Origin of the sequence: Roseibaca calidilacus, assembly GCF_001517585.1 — a bacterium.
GTDB lineage: Bacteria > Pseudomonadota > Alphaproteobacteria > Rhodobacterales > Rhodobacteraceae > Roseinatronobacter > Roseinatronobacter calidilacus.
Map to the genome: position 1 here is coordinate 291,624 of NZ_FBYC01000001.1, position 14,568 is coordinate 306,191.

Below are 14,568 nucleotides of genomic sequence, written 5' to 3' on the forward strand. Positions count from 1 at the left end.
GCGGTGCCGCGCCAATCAGGCCGCGCCGGGCGGAATGACCAAGACGTCACATTGCGCGTCTTTCAAAACCTGCCCGGCCACGCTGCCCAGAACCATGCGGGCGACTGCACCCTTGCCGCTGGTCGCAATGACGATAAGGTCCGCTTTCAGCTCTTCCGCCGCCTTTAGAATTTCATTGGCGACGGTCGATTCTTCAGGCCGGACGACCTTTTCCGCCTGTCCAATCCCCAGCCGCGAGATGAACGCCGCCAGAGACTTTCGCGCGTCAGTGCGCAGGTCGTTCAGGTAATCTTCCTGTCCTTCCTTGCCCATGCTGTCGGACATCGCAAGGCGCAGGGCGGGCGCGTCGAAGACGGTCAGCACAGATGATCGCGCGCCCGCGCCAAGACCCAGCCCAATAAATCGCTTGAGGGCCTTCTCTGCGGCCTCAGAGAGGTCCGTTGTATGCAGCATGTGGCGCCAGGGGCCGACGGGCGGGCCGTTCACCATCAGCACCGTGCAGGACGCCGCGCGAATCGTGCGTTCAGCCGTGGTCCCGACAAAGGCATCTCGCAGGATCTGCCGGCGATGCGGCCCTATGACCAGAAGGTCGGGGGTAGCCTTGGCCACCGCCTTGAGGATCCCGGCAAAAGGATCGTCCTGCACGATCTGCGTACTGCAGGAGACACCGTCCAGATCCTTCAGGTTGCGGGCAAGTTCGCCGAGAAGCTGGCGGGCATCGTTTGCCTCGTGATCGACGATCCGGCGTGGCCGATCGTCGTCGACCACATGCACGATCTCCAGAACGGCATCATGCGCCCGTGCAAGGATGACCGCGCGCCGGAGCGCTCGATCAGACCTTTCCGAAAAATCGGTCGCAAACATGATCCTTTTCATGGTCTGCCCTCCTGTCCTTGCCATGAGGACAAGTAAAACACTCAAGATCGTGTCGCGGGTTGATGCAGATCAATCAAAAGCGACAATCCTTCGTTAGTCTTCACAAAACCCCACAAGAAGCAGAAGGCCATGCCGCTGGATCAGTATCAAACCATCAAGGACGTCGCTGACCGCCTGAAGGTGGCCGAGGCGACCGTGCGCCACTGGGTCAAACTTGGCCATTTGCGCGCCATCAATATCGGCAAGGGCTGGCGCATTGCCAATACCGATCTGAACGAATTCCTGCGGCTGCATCAGACAGCACCGAGGCAGCAGAGCGATGGACCGAACGGTTCTGATTCCGAAGGGAAGCCTTGATGCCGATACTGACCCCCTTTGCCGAAGTGGCCCTGCTTTTGGTCATGGCCGCCGGGATCGGTCTGATCGGCACGCTGGCGCGCCAGCCCCTGATCGTCAGCTTCATAGCGGTCGGGCTGATTGCGGGGCCGTCGGCGCTGGATGTCGTGCGGTCGGACGCGCAGATCGACCTCTTGTCGGAACTTGGCATTGCGGTGCTGCTGTTTCTGGTCGGCATCAAGCTGGACGTAAAGCTGATCCGGTCGCTGGGCGTGGTGTCGGTGATGACCGGGCTTGGGCAGGTCATCTTTACCGCATTCTTCGGCTATCTGATCGGTCTGTCGCTGGGGCTTGGTCACATCACCAGCCTTTACGTCGCAGTCGCGCTGACGTTTTCCTCGACCATCATCATCGTCAAACTTCTGTCCGACAAACGCGAGATCGACGCGCTGCATGGCCAGATCGCGCTGGGGTTTCTGATCGTCCAGGACCTTGTCGTGGTGTTGGCAATGATCGTGCTGTCGGCCATCGGCATCGGCGCTGCGGACGGCGGGCATGGCGGCGGGTCGGTGGCGATGGTGCTGGCCTCCGGACTGGCGCTCGTGGCGGTGGTGGTCTTGTTCGTGCGCTACGCCGCCGATCCCTTGACGGAACGGCTGGCCCGCGCACCCGAACTTCTGGTGATCTTCGCCATTGCACTCGCCGCAATGTTTGCCGCCGTCGGCGATTTTGTCGGCTTGGGCAAAGAGGTGGGCGGTCTGATGGCAGGCGTGGCGCTGGCCTCTACCCCATACCGCGAGACCATCGCCGCCCGGCTGGCGCCCTTGCGGGACTTCCTGCTTTTGTTCTTCTTCATCGCGCTTGGGGCCACGCTGGACCTGTCGCTTCTAGGCACGCATGTCACCGGGGCGATCCTGTTCTCGCTGTTCGTGCTGATCGGCAACCCGTTGATCGTGCTGGCGATCATGGGGGCTATGGGCTACCGAAAGCGCACCGGATTCCTGGCCGGGCTGACGGTGGCGCAGATCAGCGAATTCTCGTTGATCTTCGTCGCGATGGGCGTGTCGATCGGGCATGTGACCGAGGACGCGCTTGGCCTTGTCACCATGGTGGGCCTCGTGACCATCGCGGCTTCGACCTACATGATCACCTATTCGCATCAGCTTTACACGCTGTTCGAGCCGCTGCTTGGTGTCTTCGAACGCAAGAACACCCCGCGAGAGCCCTCCGAGGCCGGGACCCATGCGGCCAGCAGCTACAGGATCATCATTTTCGGTCTGGGCCGCTTTGGCACCGCCATCGGACTGCGGCTCCACAAACGCGGCATCCGGGTGCTGGGTGTGGATTTCAACCCGCAAGCGGTGCGGCGCTGGCGCGATCTTGGGCTTGAGGCCGATTTTGGCGATGCGAGCGACCCCGAGTTTGTCACCGAACTGCCGTTTCGGGGGGCGGAGTGGTTGGTCTCGACCGTGCCGATCCACCCCACGGGCCTAAGCCACGAAGACACCCGCCGGACACTGATCCAACTGGCGCGCTCGGCCGGGTTCACAGGTCAGATCGCCGCCGCCTCACACAGCAGCGGTGACAGCGCTGCCCTGTTCGGCGCGGGCGTCGATCTGGTGCTGGAGCCCTTTCAGGACGCGGCTGACCGGGCGGTGGAACTCTTGTCCGGTGCCGTGACCGAGGAACGAACCGACTTTCCCGAAATCGCGGCCGAGGGCCGGGCAACGGGCTAACGCGAAGACTTCAACCCAACACCGAAAGGACGACTGCCATGAACCGACTTGCAGGCAAGACCGCCATCGTGACCGGGGGTGCCGTCGGCATCGGCCGCGCCTGTGTCATCCGCATGGCCGAGGAAGGGGCAAAGGTTGCCATCCTTGACATGCTGGAGGCCGAGGGCAAGGCGCTGGCCGCCGACCTGACGGCAAAGGACCATGAAGTCGGCGTTTGGCCAGTCGATGTTGCGGACGAGGCCGGGATGAAAGCCGCCATCGACGCCGTAGCCGCCCGGTTCGGCGGCCTGCAGGTGCTGGTGAACAACGCGGGCATTTCCGGCAGCCCCAAGCCCACCGATCAGGTGACCGAGGCGGAGTGGGACCTTGTGCAGGCGGTGAACGTGAAAGGCGTGTTCTTTGGCACCAAGCATGCGATCCCGCATCTGCGCGCGGCGGGAAAGGGTTCGATCATCAACCTGTCCTCCATCGCGGGGCTAATCGGCATTGGTGGTATTGCACCCTATCATGCCTCAAAGGGTGCGGTGCGTCTGATGACCAAGAATGACGCCATCACCTATGCGGCGGAAAAGATCCGGGTGAACTCGATTCACCCCGCCTATATCTGGACACCGATGGTCGAAAACCACTTGCGCGCCACCGCCCCTGATCTGGAGGCGGCAAAGGCGGCGGCGGGGGCAGCACACCCCATCGGCACCATGGGCGAGCCTGACGACATCGCATGGGCGGTGGTCTGGCTGGCCTCGGAAGAGGCCAAGTTTGTCACCGGCACCGAGATCGTCATCGACGGCGGCTATACCGCGCGATGATGGACCTGACCGAACCGCACGCCATCCCCGTCGCCGATTGCCTTGCCGACCTTGCCGCAACACCCGATGGTCTGACTGCGCCCGAGGCGGCGCGGCGGCTGGCCGAACATGGGCCAAACCGCCTGCCGGAAGTGCGGGCGCGGGGGCCGCTGGTCCGTTTCCTGCGGCAATTCCACAATGTGCTGATCTATGTGCTGATCGGTGCTGCGGTTGTGACGGGGGCCTTGCAGCATTGGGTCGATACCGGGGTGATCCTTGCCGTGGTGCTGGCGAACGCCATCATCGGCTTCATCCAGGAGGGCAAGGCCGAAGCCGCGATGGCGGCGATCCGGGGCATGCTGGCACCAAAGGCCTCCGTGTTGCGCGATGGGCGACGGGTATCGGTGGACGGGGCCGACCTTGTGCCCGGCGACATCGTGCTGCTGGAGGCTGGCGACAAGGTGCCCGCCGACCTGCGGGTGATCGAGGCGCGGGGTCTGGCCGCGCAAGAGGCGATCCTGACCGGCGAATCTGTGCCGGTCGAAAAGGGTCAAACCCCGGTTGCCACCGATGCAGCCCTTGGCGACCGTCGGTCGATGCTGTGGTCGGGCACACTGGTTACCATCGGCACCGCGCGCGGGCTGGTGGTGGCGACGGGTCAGGCCACCGAAATCGGGCGCATCGGCGGGCTTCTGGCAGGGGTCGAACAACTGACTACCCCCTTGGTCAAGCAGATCGACCATTTCGCGCGCTGGCTGTCGTTCCTGATCCTGCTGGTCGCGGGCCTTCTGCTCGTCTGGGGCTACTACGTCGGCCACATGCCCTTTGCTGAACTTTTCATGGCCGTGGTCGGCGTCGCTGTGGCGGCAATCCCCGAAGGCTTGCCCGCCGTGATGACGATCACTCTGGCCATCGGCGTGCAGGCCATGGCGCGGCGCAACGCGATCGTCCGCCGCCTGCCTGCGATCGAGGCCATCGGCTCGGTCTCGGTGATCTGCACCGACAAGACCGGCACGCTGACCCGCAACGAAATGGTGGTGGCGGCGGCGGAGACAGCGGAGGGTGTCTTTGCCATCGATGGCGAGGGCTATGCGCCGACAGGTGCCATCACCCAGGCGGGTGATCTTGAGCGGCTCGCCCGCGCGGCGGCGCTGTGCAACGACGCCGCCCTGTCTTGGAAGGAAGGGGTCTGGATGGTCGAGGGCGACCCGATGGAAGGCGCTTTACTAGCCTTTGCGGGCAAGGTTGGCGGCGACCCTACCGCGCACCGCCTGGACGCCATCCCCTTCGACAGTCGCCACCGCTTCATGGCCGTGCTGACCGAAGGACCGCTGGGCCGCGTGACCCATGTAAAAGGCGCGCCGGAGCGCGTGCTGCGCATGTGTGGCGGGATTGACCTGCCTCACTGGTACGACAGGGCCGAAGCGCTGGGGCGGCGGGGCTTGCGCGTGCTGGCGCTGGCAGAACGGGCCGAGACGGGCGAGCGGATCGATGCAGCCGCGCTGGAAGACGGGCTGACTTTCCTTGGCCTTGTCGGCCTGATCGACCCGCCCCGCCCCCAGGCGATTGCCGCCGTGGCCGAATGTCGGGCTGCGGGCATCCGCGTCAAGATGATCACCGGTGATCATGCCGGAACCGCCGCTGCCATTGCCGCACAGATCGGGCTGGCGAACCCCAACCGCGTGCTGACTGGGGCTGACCTCGACAAGTTGGACGATGCGCAACTGGCGCTGGAGGTGGCGGATGTCGACATCTTCGCCCGCACCAGCCCTGAGCACAAACTCCGCCTTGTGACTGCGCTACAGGCACGTGGTCTGTCTGTCGCGATGACCGGCGACGGGGTGAACGACGCGCCCGCCCTTAAACGCGCCGATGCGGGCATCGCCATGGGGCTGAAGGGATCTGAAGCCGCTAAGGAGGCCGCCGATCTGGTGCTGGCTGACGACAATTTCGCCAGTATCGCCGCCGCCGTGCGGGAGGGGCGAACCGTTTATGACAACCTCAAAAAGGTCATCAGCTGGACCCTGCCCACCAATGCGGGCGAATCGATGGTTGTGGTGCTGGCCCTGCTTTTGGGCCTCGCCATGCCGATTACGGCGGTGCAAATCCTGTGGATCAACCTGATCACCGGCATCACGCTGGGCCTCGCGCTGGCGTTCGAGCCGACAGAAGCAGGCACCATGGCCCGCCCGCCGCGCGCCCGCCGCGCGCCGATCCTGTCGGGCGGGTTGGTTTGGCATGTCGTTCTGGTGGCTGTGCTGTTCCTCGCGGCGGTCTTCGGGATCTTCACCTATGCCACAGGCAAAGGCTATCCACTGGCCTTGGCGCAAACGATGGCGATGAACACGCTGGTGGTGCTGGAAATCTTCCATCTGTTCTTTATCCGCAACATCCACAGCACTTCACTGACATGGGCTGCAGCGCGCGGGACGAAAATGGTCTGGACCGTGGTCATTGCCATCACCGCCGCGCAATTCGCTGTAACCTACCTGCCACCCCTGCAAGCAGTGCTGGGCACAAGCCCCGTTCCGCTGATGGACGGACTGCTGATCGTGGCCATCGGCGCCGCCTTTTTCGCGCTGATCGAGATAGAAAAGCAGATCAGGCTGGGGCTGAAAGGATGACATCGTATTGGTGACGACGACTGGCAGCTATGGGCCATAAATCAGCCACTCACGACTGTCACTACTTGGTCATCGCGGTGCAACCCAGCTTAGCGAGGTCGTTTGCCAGACACTTCAGGTGTAAACTCGCACAACAAACACACAGATCTGGCTCATCAAGCACGACAGAAAAATATGCGAAATAAAATATGGCGCACCGTAGCGGCAGAAGATGAGAACTGGCAAGTTGTTTTGAAACGGTAGGTTACGTTGGCAGGAATTTGGTTGAGTGCGCTAGGGCTGCGAGATCATCGTTGGAAATTTCGACTTGCCCCGCGCCGCCCGAAAACGGCCGAGTTTGAGTCCCCCGATCACGCCTGTCGCGACGACGAGATCCCGTTCTGAGGAACAGGGCCTCCCCCTCGGGCTCGTCGGGGCAGGCCGCCGGGTTACCTCTGTCTCAAATCCTACCGCACCTTCGGAACCGCTCAGTTCCAAATCGACGGCCGCTCGCGAAGTGCATGGCTGAGAATGCGTGACTCAAACCAGGCCTTATTTAATGGAGGATGCCCATGCCTGAAAATCCTTGAAAAGCCGCCGAATACCTTCGCTGGAAATGACCCAGTCAGCTTTTGACTCTTTGAACCACAATTCCTCAAGGTCCACATGCTCGCTGGACATCAGTTTATCTAAAAAAACATTCAATTCACGCACCGCCTCGTCACCATACCTCCGCCGGAAACTCGTGTAGATGTCATGGCGTGCTGTAGGGGAGTCAGCCCCCCAATTCGGATGGACTAAGTCCATATCCTGATGGAACTGCAACGTAAAGTCACGGAAGGCCTGCGGCGGTTTCATGCTATTCGTCCCTTGGATAGGAGGTTATGATTATGAAGCCGTTCGGCATGTCCGGGGCATGGCGAATATATGTTCCCACACCATAGGTTGTCCGCAGCCGAATCGGCGACGAGGCTCTTCGGGTCAACCGATATGCCTCTTGGCCGGTGATGCTGGAGAAGGTGCTTGTTATGAAAGCGTCCTCCAATCGTCCAGTCGCGACCGCATTCACAATGTCTGCATTGCGGGAAAGGTTCGCATTCGTCAACCTCTCGGCAGCCGCTGGCGAGCTGAATGAACCGTGGCGCCAGCGGTAGACCGTGTAGAACAGCGTCCTGGCTTGCGGCACGGTGACCATGCCGATGAGGAAAGCCTCGCTCTTGCCGACGTGCAATTCAATCGTGTGCCCGCCCGCGGCCTCATGCTCGGCGAGGTCTTGAAGAGGATAGCCCCCGGCCCTCGGTACGTAATCCACAAGCGTGACATCGTCGGGGGTACTGGGACTGACCGGCTCGGCATAGCAGCGACAATTGTGCGCCTGCCCCGGATGGCCGCCTGCGGGCGGCTCGTCCCAGCGAAACACCTGATCATCGCGTTCGGCGTGGCTGTCGCGCACTTTCGCATCGTCTTGGGAGCGCCAGATGTATCGCTCTATGCCGAGGTCCTGCTGCCGAAGCTGATTGATCAGGCCTGCGAAGGCCCGCAGCAGGCGTTCTTCCATTGCGGTTCGCAGGGGGCGAAGGCGCTGCGGATGGGTCTCGTATTCCTCGAAGATGGCCGTCAACCGCGCATCCCACTGGCGCAGCGCCTCCTCCTTCGCATCCGACACGTCGCGAAGGTCGTCTTCGGACACCCGTGGCACGGTGTCCGGGGGCGTCAGCGCATTCAACAGCATCCGGGTGTTGTCGGCGATCACGCGGTCGAGTTGGTCGGTGAAATCGGCCCGCGGGTCCGCATAGCCGGGAAAAAGTGACTTGATCGAAATGCCCGCGCGGTAGCCGTACACGGCTCCGTTCTGGCTTGCGAACACGTACTGCCCGCTGCCACCGTGGCGAAGAAATTCCCGTAGATTGTGCTGCATGGAACCTCCCGCCGACCCGCGCGATGGTTTGTATTGCAGGAGCGTTAATTTACACTCAACCGACGGTGCGTTGCTCGGATCAAGGGTCATGCTCGCGGACGGCAGCATTCGAAAGATCACCAAAGTGAGAGGCGTGCCGGTTTCCCGGTGAAGGCATGAGGTTTGGGAGAGTGGCTTCCGGCACAGGTGGGTGGCAGCCGTTTTTTTCATCCGGCCTGATAGCGGGCGGTATCTGTCGGCCGACGATCTCTGGCCTGATGTGACTCCTCGATCCGAACGCAGCCCCATGGAGCTTCCCGGAATCGCCCCTGCAAACGCCCACCTCAAACACACTGGTCACGCGCAGCAGACACATGAAAAATATGCGAAATAAATTATGGCGCACCGTAGCGGCAGAAGATGAGAACTGGAAAGTTGTTTTGAAACGGTAGGTTGGCGTACATCGCTACTGGTTTTGGGGGCCGTGTCAGGCCCATCCCCAAATCTCTTTGGAATTCCCTGATCTGTTGATCCTAGTTTCTAATATCAAATTCATGCCCCTTGAGTTCCCAAAGGCCGATGCTGCGGCGTCCCAAGCTCCAGTGCCACGAAGCGTTTCAGATTCTCTGCGGCTTCGGCGCGTTCCAGTTTTGGCAAGCCGGTCAGCACGAAACCAACCAGCCCGTCATGAAACGCAAGGATGCGCAGAGCCGCGGCGCGGGGTGCGGGGCAGTGCCATTGACCGTTAGCTGCGCCCTGTTCCAGAATGGCTGCCAGTTCGTCCAGAATACCCTCGGCGCAGCCCTCGGCCGCACGCGCCATGTCAGGGTCGGACATGGCAAGGTCGGTCACCTCGATCCAGAGCCGCCACAGGGGGTCGGCGTCTTCGCCGAAAGCGCGCGTCAGAAAGACATCAAGCTGCCGGTCCGGCGTCGGTGCATCGGGCACGACGCGGTCGATTTCGGCCCAGAGGGCCTGCGCCGCCGCAAGGGCCCGAAGTTCACCCCATTTGAAATAGTGGTTGAGCAACCCGATACCGACGCCTGCGCGGGTGGTGACATCGCGCGTGCGCACCGCCGCAACCCCGTTTTCGCGGATCAGGTCTGCGGCGGCGGACAGGATGGCGGTGCGGCGATCAGTGGTCATGTGTGTTCGTATATCACCCGTTGAGCACATGCTCAATGCCTGATATGTTGAGCATATGCTCAATCAGGAATCACCCCATGACCCGTACTTCTTCTGTCGATGTGCTGCGCGGTTTTGCCCTTCTGGGCATCGGCATCGTCAACCTGCCGCATCTGGCACTGCCCATGGCAGCGGCGCTTGCCTCACCCGAGGGCACGCTGGATCTGATCGCCAAGGGCATTGTCGGCCTGCTGTTTGAGGGCAAGTTCTTCGTCCTGTTTTCCTTCCTGTTCGGCTGGGGGTTCGGCGTGCAACTGGCCTCGGCCGAGCGTTCCGGAGTGCCTGCCGCAGCGCAATACCGCGCGCGCCTGATCGCGCTGGCGCTCTTCGGGGTCGCGCATGCGCTCCTTATCTTTCATGGTGACATCCTCTTGGCTTATGCCGTGCTGGGTGCCGGGCTTTGGGGCCTGCGCGATGCCACGCCGCGACGCCTTGTCCGGATTGCAGCGGCGATGGTGCCCTTGGCCGCTTTGGCATTTACGGCACTCGCGGTTCTCGATGCCTCCGCCGAAGACATGGCGCAAGGCACCATGGACCTGAGCGGCCTGGGGTATCAGGGCAGCTTCCTTGATGCGGTGATGCAGCGGCTGGCCGACTGGCCCATCGCCTTGGTGGTTGTGGTTCTGTTCAACGGACCGCTGGCCTTCGGGGCCTTCTGTCTGGGTCTTGCCGCACAGAAGGCCGGGTTTTTCGACCCTGCATCGCCTGTGCAAGGCGCGCTTGCCGCCCGGGTCCCGGTGCTGCTGGCCGTAGCCCTGCCGGCCAACGCCCTGTATGCGGCGGCAACCCTGGGGCTGCTGCCAGCCGGCTGGCCCACGACACTCGGCTATGCGGCGCTTGCGCTTGGCGCACCTACACTGGCCGCTGTCTATGTCGTCGCGGTGTTGCGCCTGACGCCACGGCTGGGTCTCTTGGCCCCGGCCGGGTCGATGCCGCTGACGGGCTATGTCGCGCAGGGGCTGCTGGCCGGGGCGCTGTTCCACGGCTGGGGGCTTGGACTGTTCGGCACGCTTGGCAACGCAGCCCTTCTGGGTATGGCCTTTCTGATCTGGGGGGCTGTCACGATCGCGGCCATACTCTGGCGGCAGCAGTGGGAGCGCGGCCCCCTCGACGCCGCCTTGCGCGCCGTGGTCAGACGATTGGGCAGGTCCGGCTCTCGTCCCTGAGGCGGTGCTGGACCCAAAGACCTCTCTCGCTGTGATTGTAACGTATTGTACACCGCACCAAAGGCTGTTTCGGGGCCGGTGAGGCGCCGTCACGCGTGACGACGAACGGCACAACATGGCCGAAATCACCCATGGGCGGCTGTCCTTGCCCGATCATGGCGCTTCAACCCATCTTGGCGAGGCGATTTAACTGACAGTTCCGGTGTGACATCGCCCCACAAAGACACAGCTCTGGTTGGGCAAACAAAGGAAAAGATATGCGAAATAAAATATGGCGCACCCGAAAGGATTCGAACCTCTGACCCCTTGATTCGTAGTCAAGTGCTCTATCCAGCTGAGCTACGGGTGCGTTGGGCGCTGATTACCGCCCCGGTCCGGGGTTTGCAAGGGGGGGCGGACAGGGTTTTTCAGCGAAAACGTCAAAAACCTGTCACGCATTGTTTGGCAGCCAGATTCTGAATTCCGTTCCGTCCGAATCCGATCGCACCAGTTCCAGCTTCCCGCCATGACCGCGCACCAGTTCGGCGGCGATGGCCAAGCCCAGCCCAATACCGCCTTTGCGCGCGCCCCCTTGAAACGCTTCGAACAGGTGCTCGCGGGCCTTGGGCGGCAGGCCCGGTCCGCTGTCGCCAATGCGGATACAGACGCCCGATTGGCCGTTGTTTACGGTCTCTGCGGCGGTCACTTCAATCACACCGGGCTTGCTGGCTGCTTCCAAGGCTTGTCGGGCATTGCGCACCAGATTGCCCAGCACGCGGAACAGTTGTTCGCCATCCGCGCGCAGGTGCAGGGTGGGCGCGACCTCTGCAACATAGGCAATCTGCGTGTCGCCGCCGGCCAGCTTCTCGCTTTCCAGCACATCTTCGACCAGGGGCGCCAGCCGCAGCCGGTCCAGCCGTGGCGGGGGGTCTTCGGCCTTGCCAAAGGCCAAGGTCGATTCACACAGGTTGATCGCGCGCGAAAGTGACCCCACCAGCTTGGGTGCTGCGCGTTTGACGCTGGGGTCTTCGCTCATCTCTATCCGGTCGGCCAGCATGGAAGCCGTGGTCAGCATGTTGCGCAAATCATGGCTTATGCGCGCGACCGAGCCGCCTAGCTGCGCCAGCCGCTCTTTCTGCCGCAACAAGCCGGTCAAATCGGTTTGCAGCTTTTGCAGCGCCTCCTCGGCTTCGCGCAATTCCGCGATGCTGGATTGCGGGACCATGATGCGCGTCGCATCTTCCGGGTTCGCGGCATAATCCGACATGGAGCGGATCACCCGGCTCATGGGAGAGACCACAAATACGCGCACCGACAAGTAAAGCAAAAGCGCGGTAAACAGCGAAATTGCAAGCGACAGCGCCAGAATGCGCCCGCCATATTCCCACAATTCGCGTTGCAACTGCGCGGTGTCGAGCGTGATCTCGATCAGCAGCCCACCGCGCTGCACCGGGTTGCCGATGATACGGATGATGCGTGGCTCGGGCTGCGTCATTTCCTGTAGCGCGTCGCGGGTCAGGCCAAGAAGGTTGGCGTTGCGCAAATCGAAACTGGCATCGACCGGGCCGGGCAGCGGAGAGGCAAGGACCAGTTCGCGGATTTCGTCACGCCGCAGCACCACGTTGAACACGCCCGCATTGTCCAGCAATTCAGCCGCCAGCTCGCCCGCGATGGACCCGTCAGAGGCCAGCAGCGCCAATGACGCGATCTGCGCCCGTTCCAGCCGCGCTTCTAGGTAGTCGGCACGGTAGCGCGCGACCGAGGGGGCGAAAATCAGCACTTCGGCCACCATCACGAAGATGACCACCAACCACAGAAACCGTCCTGACAGCGTATTTGCAAACATGTCCGCCCGTTATGCTCATGGGCAGGGTCAGGGCAGCCATTTCTGCACCAGCCGCACCACGCGCTTCACGTTAGGATTATCAAACAGTTTGCCAGAGAAATAGGCCCCTGCGCCGCGTTTGCCGATTTCCGCCAATGTCGGGTAGGGCAGGACGGTATTGGCAATGGCCGACAGCTTCATCTTGTTGGCAATCGCCAGCGCGTAAGGCGCGATCAACTCGCCCGCCTGTCGGCCCACGATGGTGCAGCCTACAGGGCGGCCATGTGCCACCATCAGTTTCAGAAAACCGGTGGTCGCGCCTTCGGCTTGCGCGCGGTCAATCTGGTCATAGCCAACCTTGTGCACCGACAGATTTGCGCCGAATTGCTTGCGCGCGTCGGCCTCTGACAGGCCGACATGGGCCAATTCCGGGTCCGTGTAGGTGACATGCGGAATATGGTCGGTGCGCGCCTTGGCTGGCAAGCCAAATAGCATGGCGCGGATGATGACACCGGCATGATACCCCGCCAGATGGGTAAACTGGCCTTTGCCCGCCACATCGCCAATGGCATAGATGCGTTTGTTGCTGCTGCGCAGGTCAGGCCCGACCGTCACGCCATTGCGGTCATGTTTTACGCCCGCCCGGTCCAGACCCAGCGTGTCAGTATTCGGTTTGCGCCCGACCGCGATCAGCAGATGCGTGCCAGTAAAGATGGTGCCACCCTTGACCTGCACCTCCAGCGCGCCCGCGCGGCCTGACAGTTTCTCGACCGTCGCGCCCTCGACAATGTCAATGCCTTCGGTCCGCAGGCTGGCCAGCACGATTGCGGCGGCGTCGGGGTCGTCGCGGCCCATGGCCTTTGCGCCTTCGATCACCGTCACCTCGGACCCAAGGCGGCGATGCGCCAGCGCCATTTCCAGCCCGATGGGGCCACCGCCAATGACCAAAAGATGACCGGGGCGCGCCTGTTGGTCGAATATGGTTTCGTTGGTCATATAGGGCACGCTGTCGATGCCCTCTATCGGGGGCACGAATGGTGCCGACCCGGTCGCGATCACGAAGCGGCGCGCCTTGACGGTGGTGCCGTTTACCTCGGCCCGGTCCGGCCCGGTGAAGCGGGCGTGGCCTTGCAACACCTGCACGCCCAACCCCTCGAACCGCTCGACCGAATCATGCGGGGCAATCGCCGCGATCGTTGCTTTCACATGCGCCATGGCCGCGGTAAAATCGTTTGGCGTGGGTTTCGTGCCGCGGGCCTTTACCGCGCGCGCCTGTGCCAGCAGCGCCTTGGAGGGCACGCAGCCATAATTCAGGCAGTCGCCGCCCATCTTGTGGCCTTCGATCAGCACCACACGCGCCCCCATCTGCACCGCCCCTGCCGCCACTGACAGCCCGCCGGAGCCGCCGCCGATAACGCAAATATCCGTGGTGATCGTGCTCATGCTTTCGGCTCCTTGCGGATGGATTTCAAAATGGTGGGCAGGAAAGACAAAGCTGCCAGACCCAATAGCGGGCCTATGATATGCGGCTCGAATATAATGCCCAGATTGGGGGTTTCGCCACGGGCAAAGACCTCTCCCAAGCCGACGCCGACCCATGTATAGATAATCCCGCCGGGAATGATGCCGAAAAACGTGGTCGCGGCAAAAACCGACAGGCGCACCCCGATCAGCGCCGGGATGATATTGGCCACGAAGAACGGCAGCACCGGCACAAGCCGCATGGAAAACAGCACCGATGCGCCATTGTCGCGGATGGCTTGGGTCATACGTTTGACGCGCCCGTCGCTGGCGTCGATCTTTTCGGCCAGCCCGCGGCCCAGACCGGTGCGCACTGCCAGAAAGATCAGCACCGCCCCGATGGTCGCCCCCACCACATTGAACAGAGCGCCGGGAAACAGCCCGAACAAAAAGCCGCCGGTCAGCGTGGCGGGGGTGGCACCGGGCAGCGAAAAGGCCACGATGGCGATATAGGCCAGAACGAAAGCCAGCGCGGTCAGCGCATAATTGTCATCGCGAAAGGCCAGCAGCGCCTCGCGATTGTCGCGCAGCGATTCGAAGCTGAGGTAATCGCGCAACGCGAAAGCGCCGATGGCGGCCACCGCCACGACGGCAATCAGCGGCAGCCTGTCGCGCCATTTCGAAGGTTGGGAATCGGTCACAGGAAACGTCCTTTG

Annotated in this window: 12 protein-coding genes and 1 tRNA gene; 5 read left to right on the forward strand and 8 right to left on the reverse strand. The window is 62.5% G+C overall.

Translation table 11 applies throughout. The features are described 5' to 3' along the window. Positions 1 to 15 precede the first annotated feature (15 nt). On the reverse strand, positions 16 to 921 hold the full coding sequence (locus AWT76_RS01270) for a universal stress protein (RefSeq protein WP_245638743.1): 906 nt from the start codon (positions 919 to 921) through the stop codon (positions 16 to 18). An 84-nt stretch (positions 922 to 1,005) separates the two neighbouring features. Here AWT76_RS01270 and AWT76_RS01275 point away from each other — a divergent pair, with 84 nt between their 5' ends. From AWT76_RS01275 to AWT76_RS01290, 4 genes are read left to right on the forward strand one after another with little or no spacing between them, the layout of a single operon-like run. Then, positions 1,006 to 1,233: a helix-turn-helix domain-containing protein gene (locus AWT76_RS01275; protein WP_072244360.1), complete on the forward strand. Its 228-nt coding sequence runs from the start codon at positions 1,006 to 1,008 to the stop codon at positions 1,231 to 1,233. Continuing rightward, positions 1,233 to 2,948 (forward strand): cation:proton antiporter, encoded by a 1,716-nt coding sequence (locus AWT76_RS01280; protein WP_072244361.1) that lies wholly within the window; start codon positions 1,233 to 1,235, stop codon positions 2,946 to 2,948. The genes AWT76_RS01275 and AWT76_RS01280 overlap by 1 nt, the downstream gene beginning before the upstream one ends. Before the next feature lie 38 nt (positions 2,949 to 2,986). After that, positions 2,987 to 3,757 (forward strand): SDR family NAD(P)-dependent oxidoreductase, encoded by a 771-nt coding sequence (locus tag AWT76_RS01285; RefSeq protein WP_072244362.1) that lies wholly within the window; start codon positions 2,987 to 2,989, stop codon positions 3,755 to 3,757. Then, positions 3,757 to 6,360, forward strand: a complete 2,604-nt coding sequence (locus AWT76_RS01290) for an HAD-IC family P-type ATPase (protein ID WP_072244697.1) — start codon at positions 3,757 to 3,759, stop codon at positions 6,358 to 6,360. Before AWT76_RS01285 ends, AWT76_RS01290 begins: the two co-directional genes overlap by 1 nt. A 531-nt stretch (positions 6,361 to 6,891) precedes the next feature. On the opposite strand, the gene AWT76_RS01295 is transcribed toward AWT76_RS01290, so the two are convergent. The 3 genes from AWT76_RS01295 to AWT76_RS01305 form a co-directional block, all read right to left on the reverse strand. Continuing rightward, on the reverse strand, positions 6,892 to 7,197 hold the full coding sequence (locus AWT76_RS01295) for a hypothetical protein (protein ID WP_072244363.1): 306 nt from the start codon (positions 7,195 to 7,197) through the stop codon (positions 6,892 to 6,894). A gap of 1 nt (position 7,198) precedes the next feature. Further along, positions 7,199 to 8,257: a phage minor head protein gene (locus AWT76_RS01300; protein ID WP_176699303.1), complete on the reverse strand. Its 1,059-nt coding sequence runs from the start codon at positions 8,255 to 8,257 to the stop codon at positions 7,199 to 7,201. Positions 8,258 to 8,788: 531 nt separating this feature from the next. Then, positions 8,789 to 9,382, reverse strand: a complete 594-nt coding sequence (locus AWT76_RS01305; protein WP_176699304.1) for a TetR family transcriptional regulator C-terminal domain-containing protein — start codon at positions 9,380 to 9,382, stop codon at positions 8,789 to 8,791. Positions 9,383 to 9,459: 77 nt separating this feature from the next. Here AWT76_RS01305 and AWT76_RS01310 point away from each other — a divergent pair, with 77 nt between their 5' ends. Next, positions 9,460 to 10,587: a DUF418 domain-containing protein gene (locus AWT76_RS01310; protein WP_072244365.1), complete on the forward strand. Its 1,128-nt coding sequence runs from the start codon at positions 9,460 to 9,462 to the stop codon at positions 10,585 to 10,587. A gap of 272 nt (positions 10,588 to 10,859) precedes the next feature. Here AWT76_RS01310 and AWT76_RS01315 read toward each other — a convergent pair. The 4 genes from AWT76_RS01315 to AWT76_RS01330 form a co-directional block, all read right to left on the reverse strand. Next, a tRNA-Arg gene (locus AWT76_RS01315) sits at positions 10,860 to 10,936 on the reverse strand. Positions 10,937 to 11,017: 81 nt separating this feature from the next. Then, entirely contained in the window at positions 11,018 to 12,412 is a 1,395-nt protein-coding gene (locus AWT76_RS01320; protein WP_072244366.1) for a sensor histidine kinase, read from the reverse strand. Between the two features lie 27 nt (positions 12,413 to 12,439). Beyond that, complete coding sequence (locus tag AWT76_RS01325) at positions 12,440 to 13,834, reverse strand: dihydrolipoyl dehydrogenase family protein (RefSeq protein WP_072244367.1); 1,395 nt, start codon at positions 13,832 to 13,834, stop codon at positions 12,440 to 12,442. Then, a complete protein-coding gene (locus tag AWT76_RS01330) occupies positions 13,831 to 14,553 on the reverse strand; it encodes a TVP38/TMEM64 family protein (RefSeq protein ID WP_245638744.1) in 723 nt (240 codons plus the stop codon). Before AWT76_RS01330 ends, AWT76_RS01325 begins: the two co-directional genes overlap by 4 nt. Between the last annotated feature and the right edge of the window lie 15 nt (positions 14,554 to 14,568).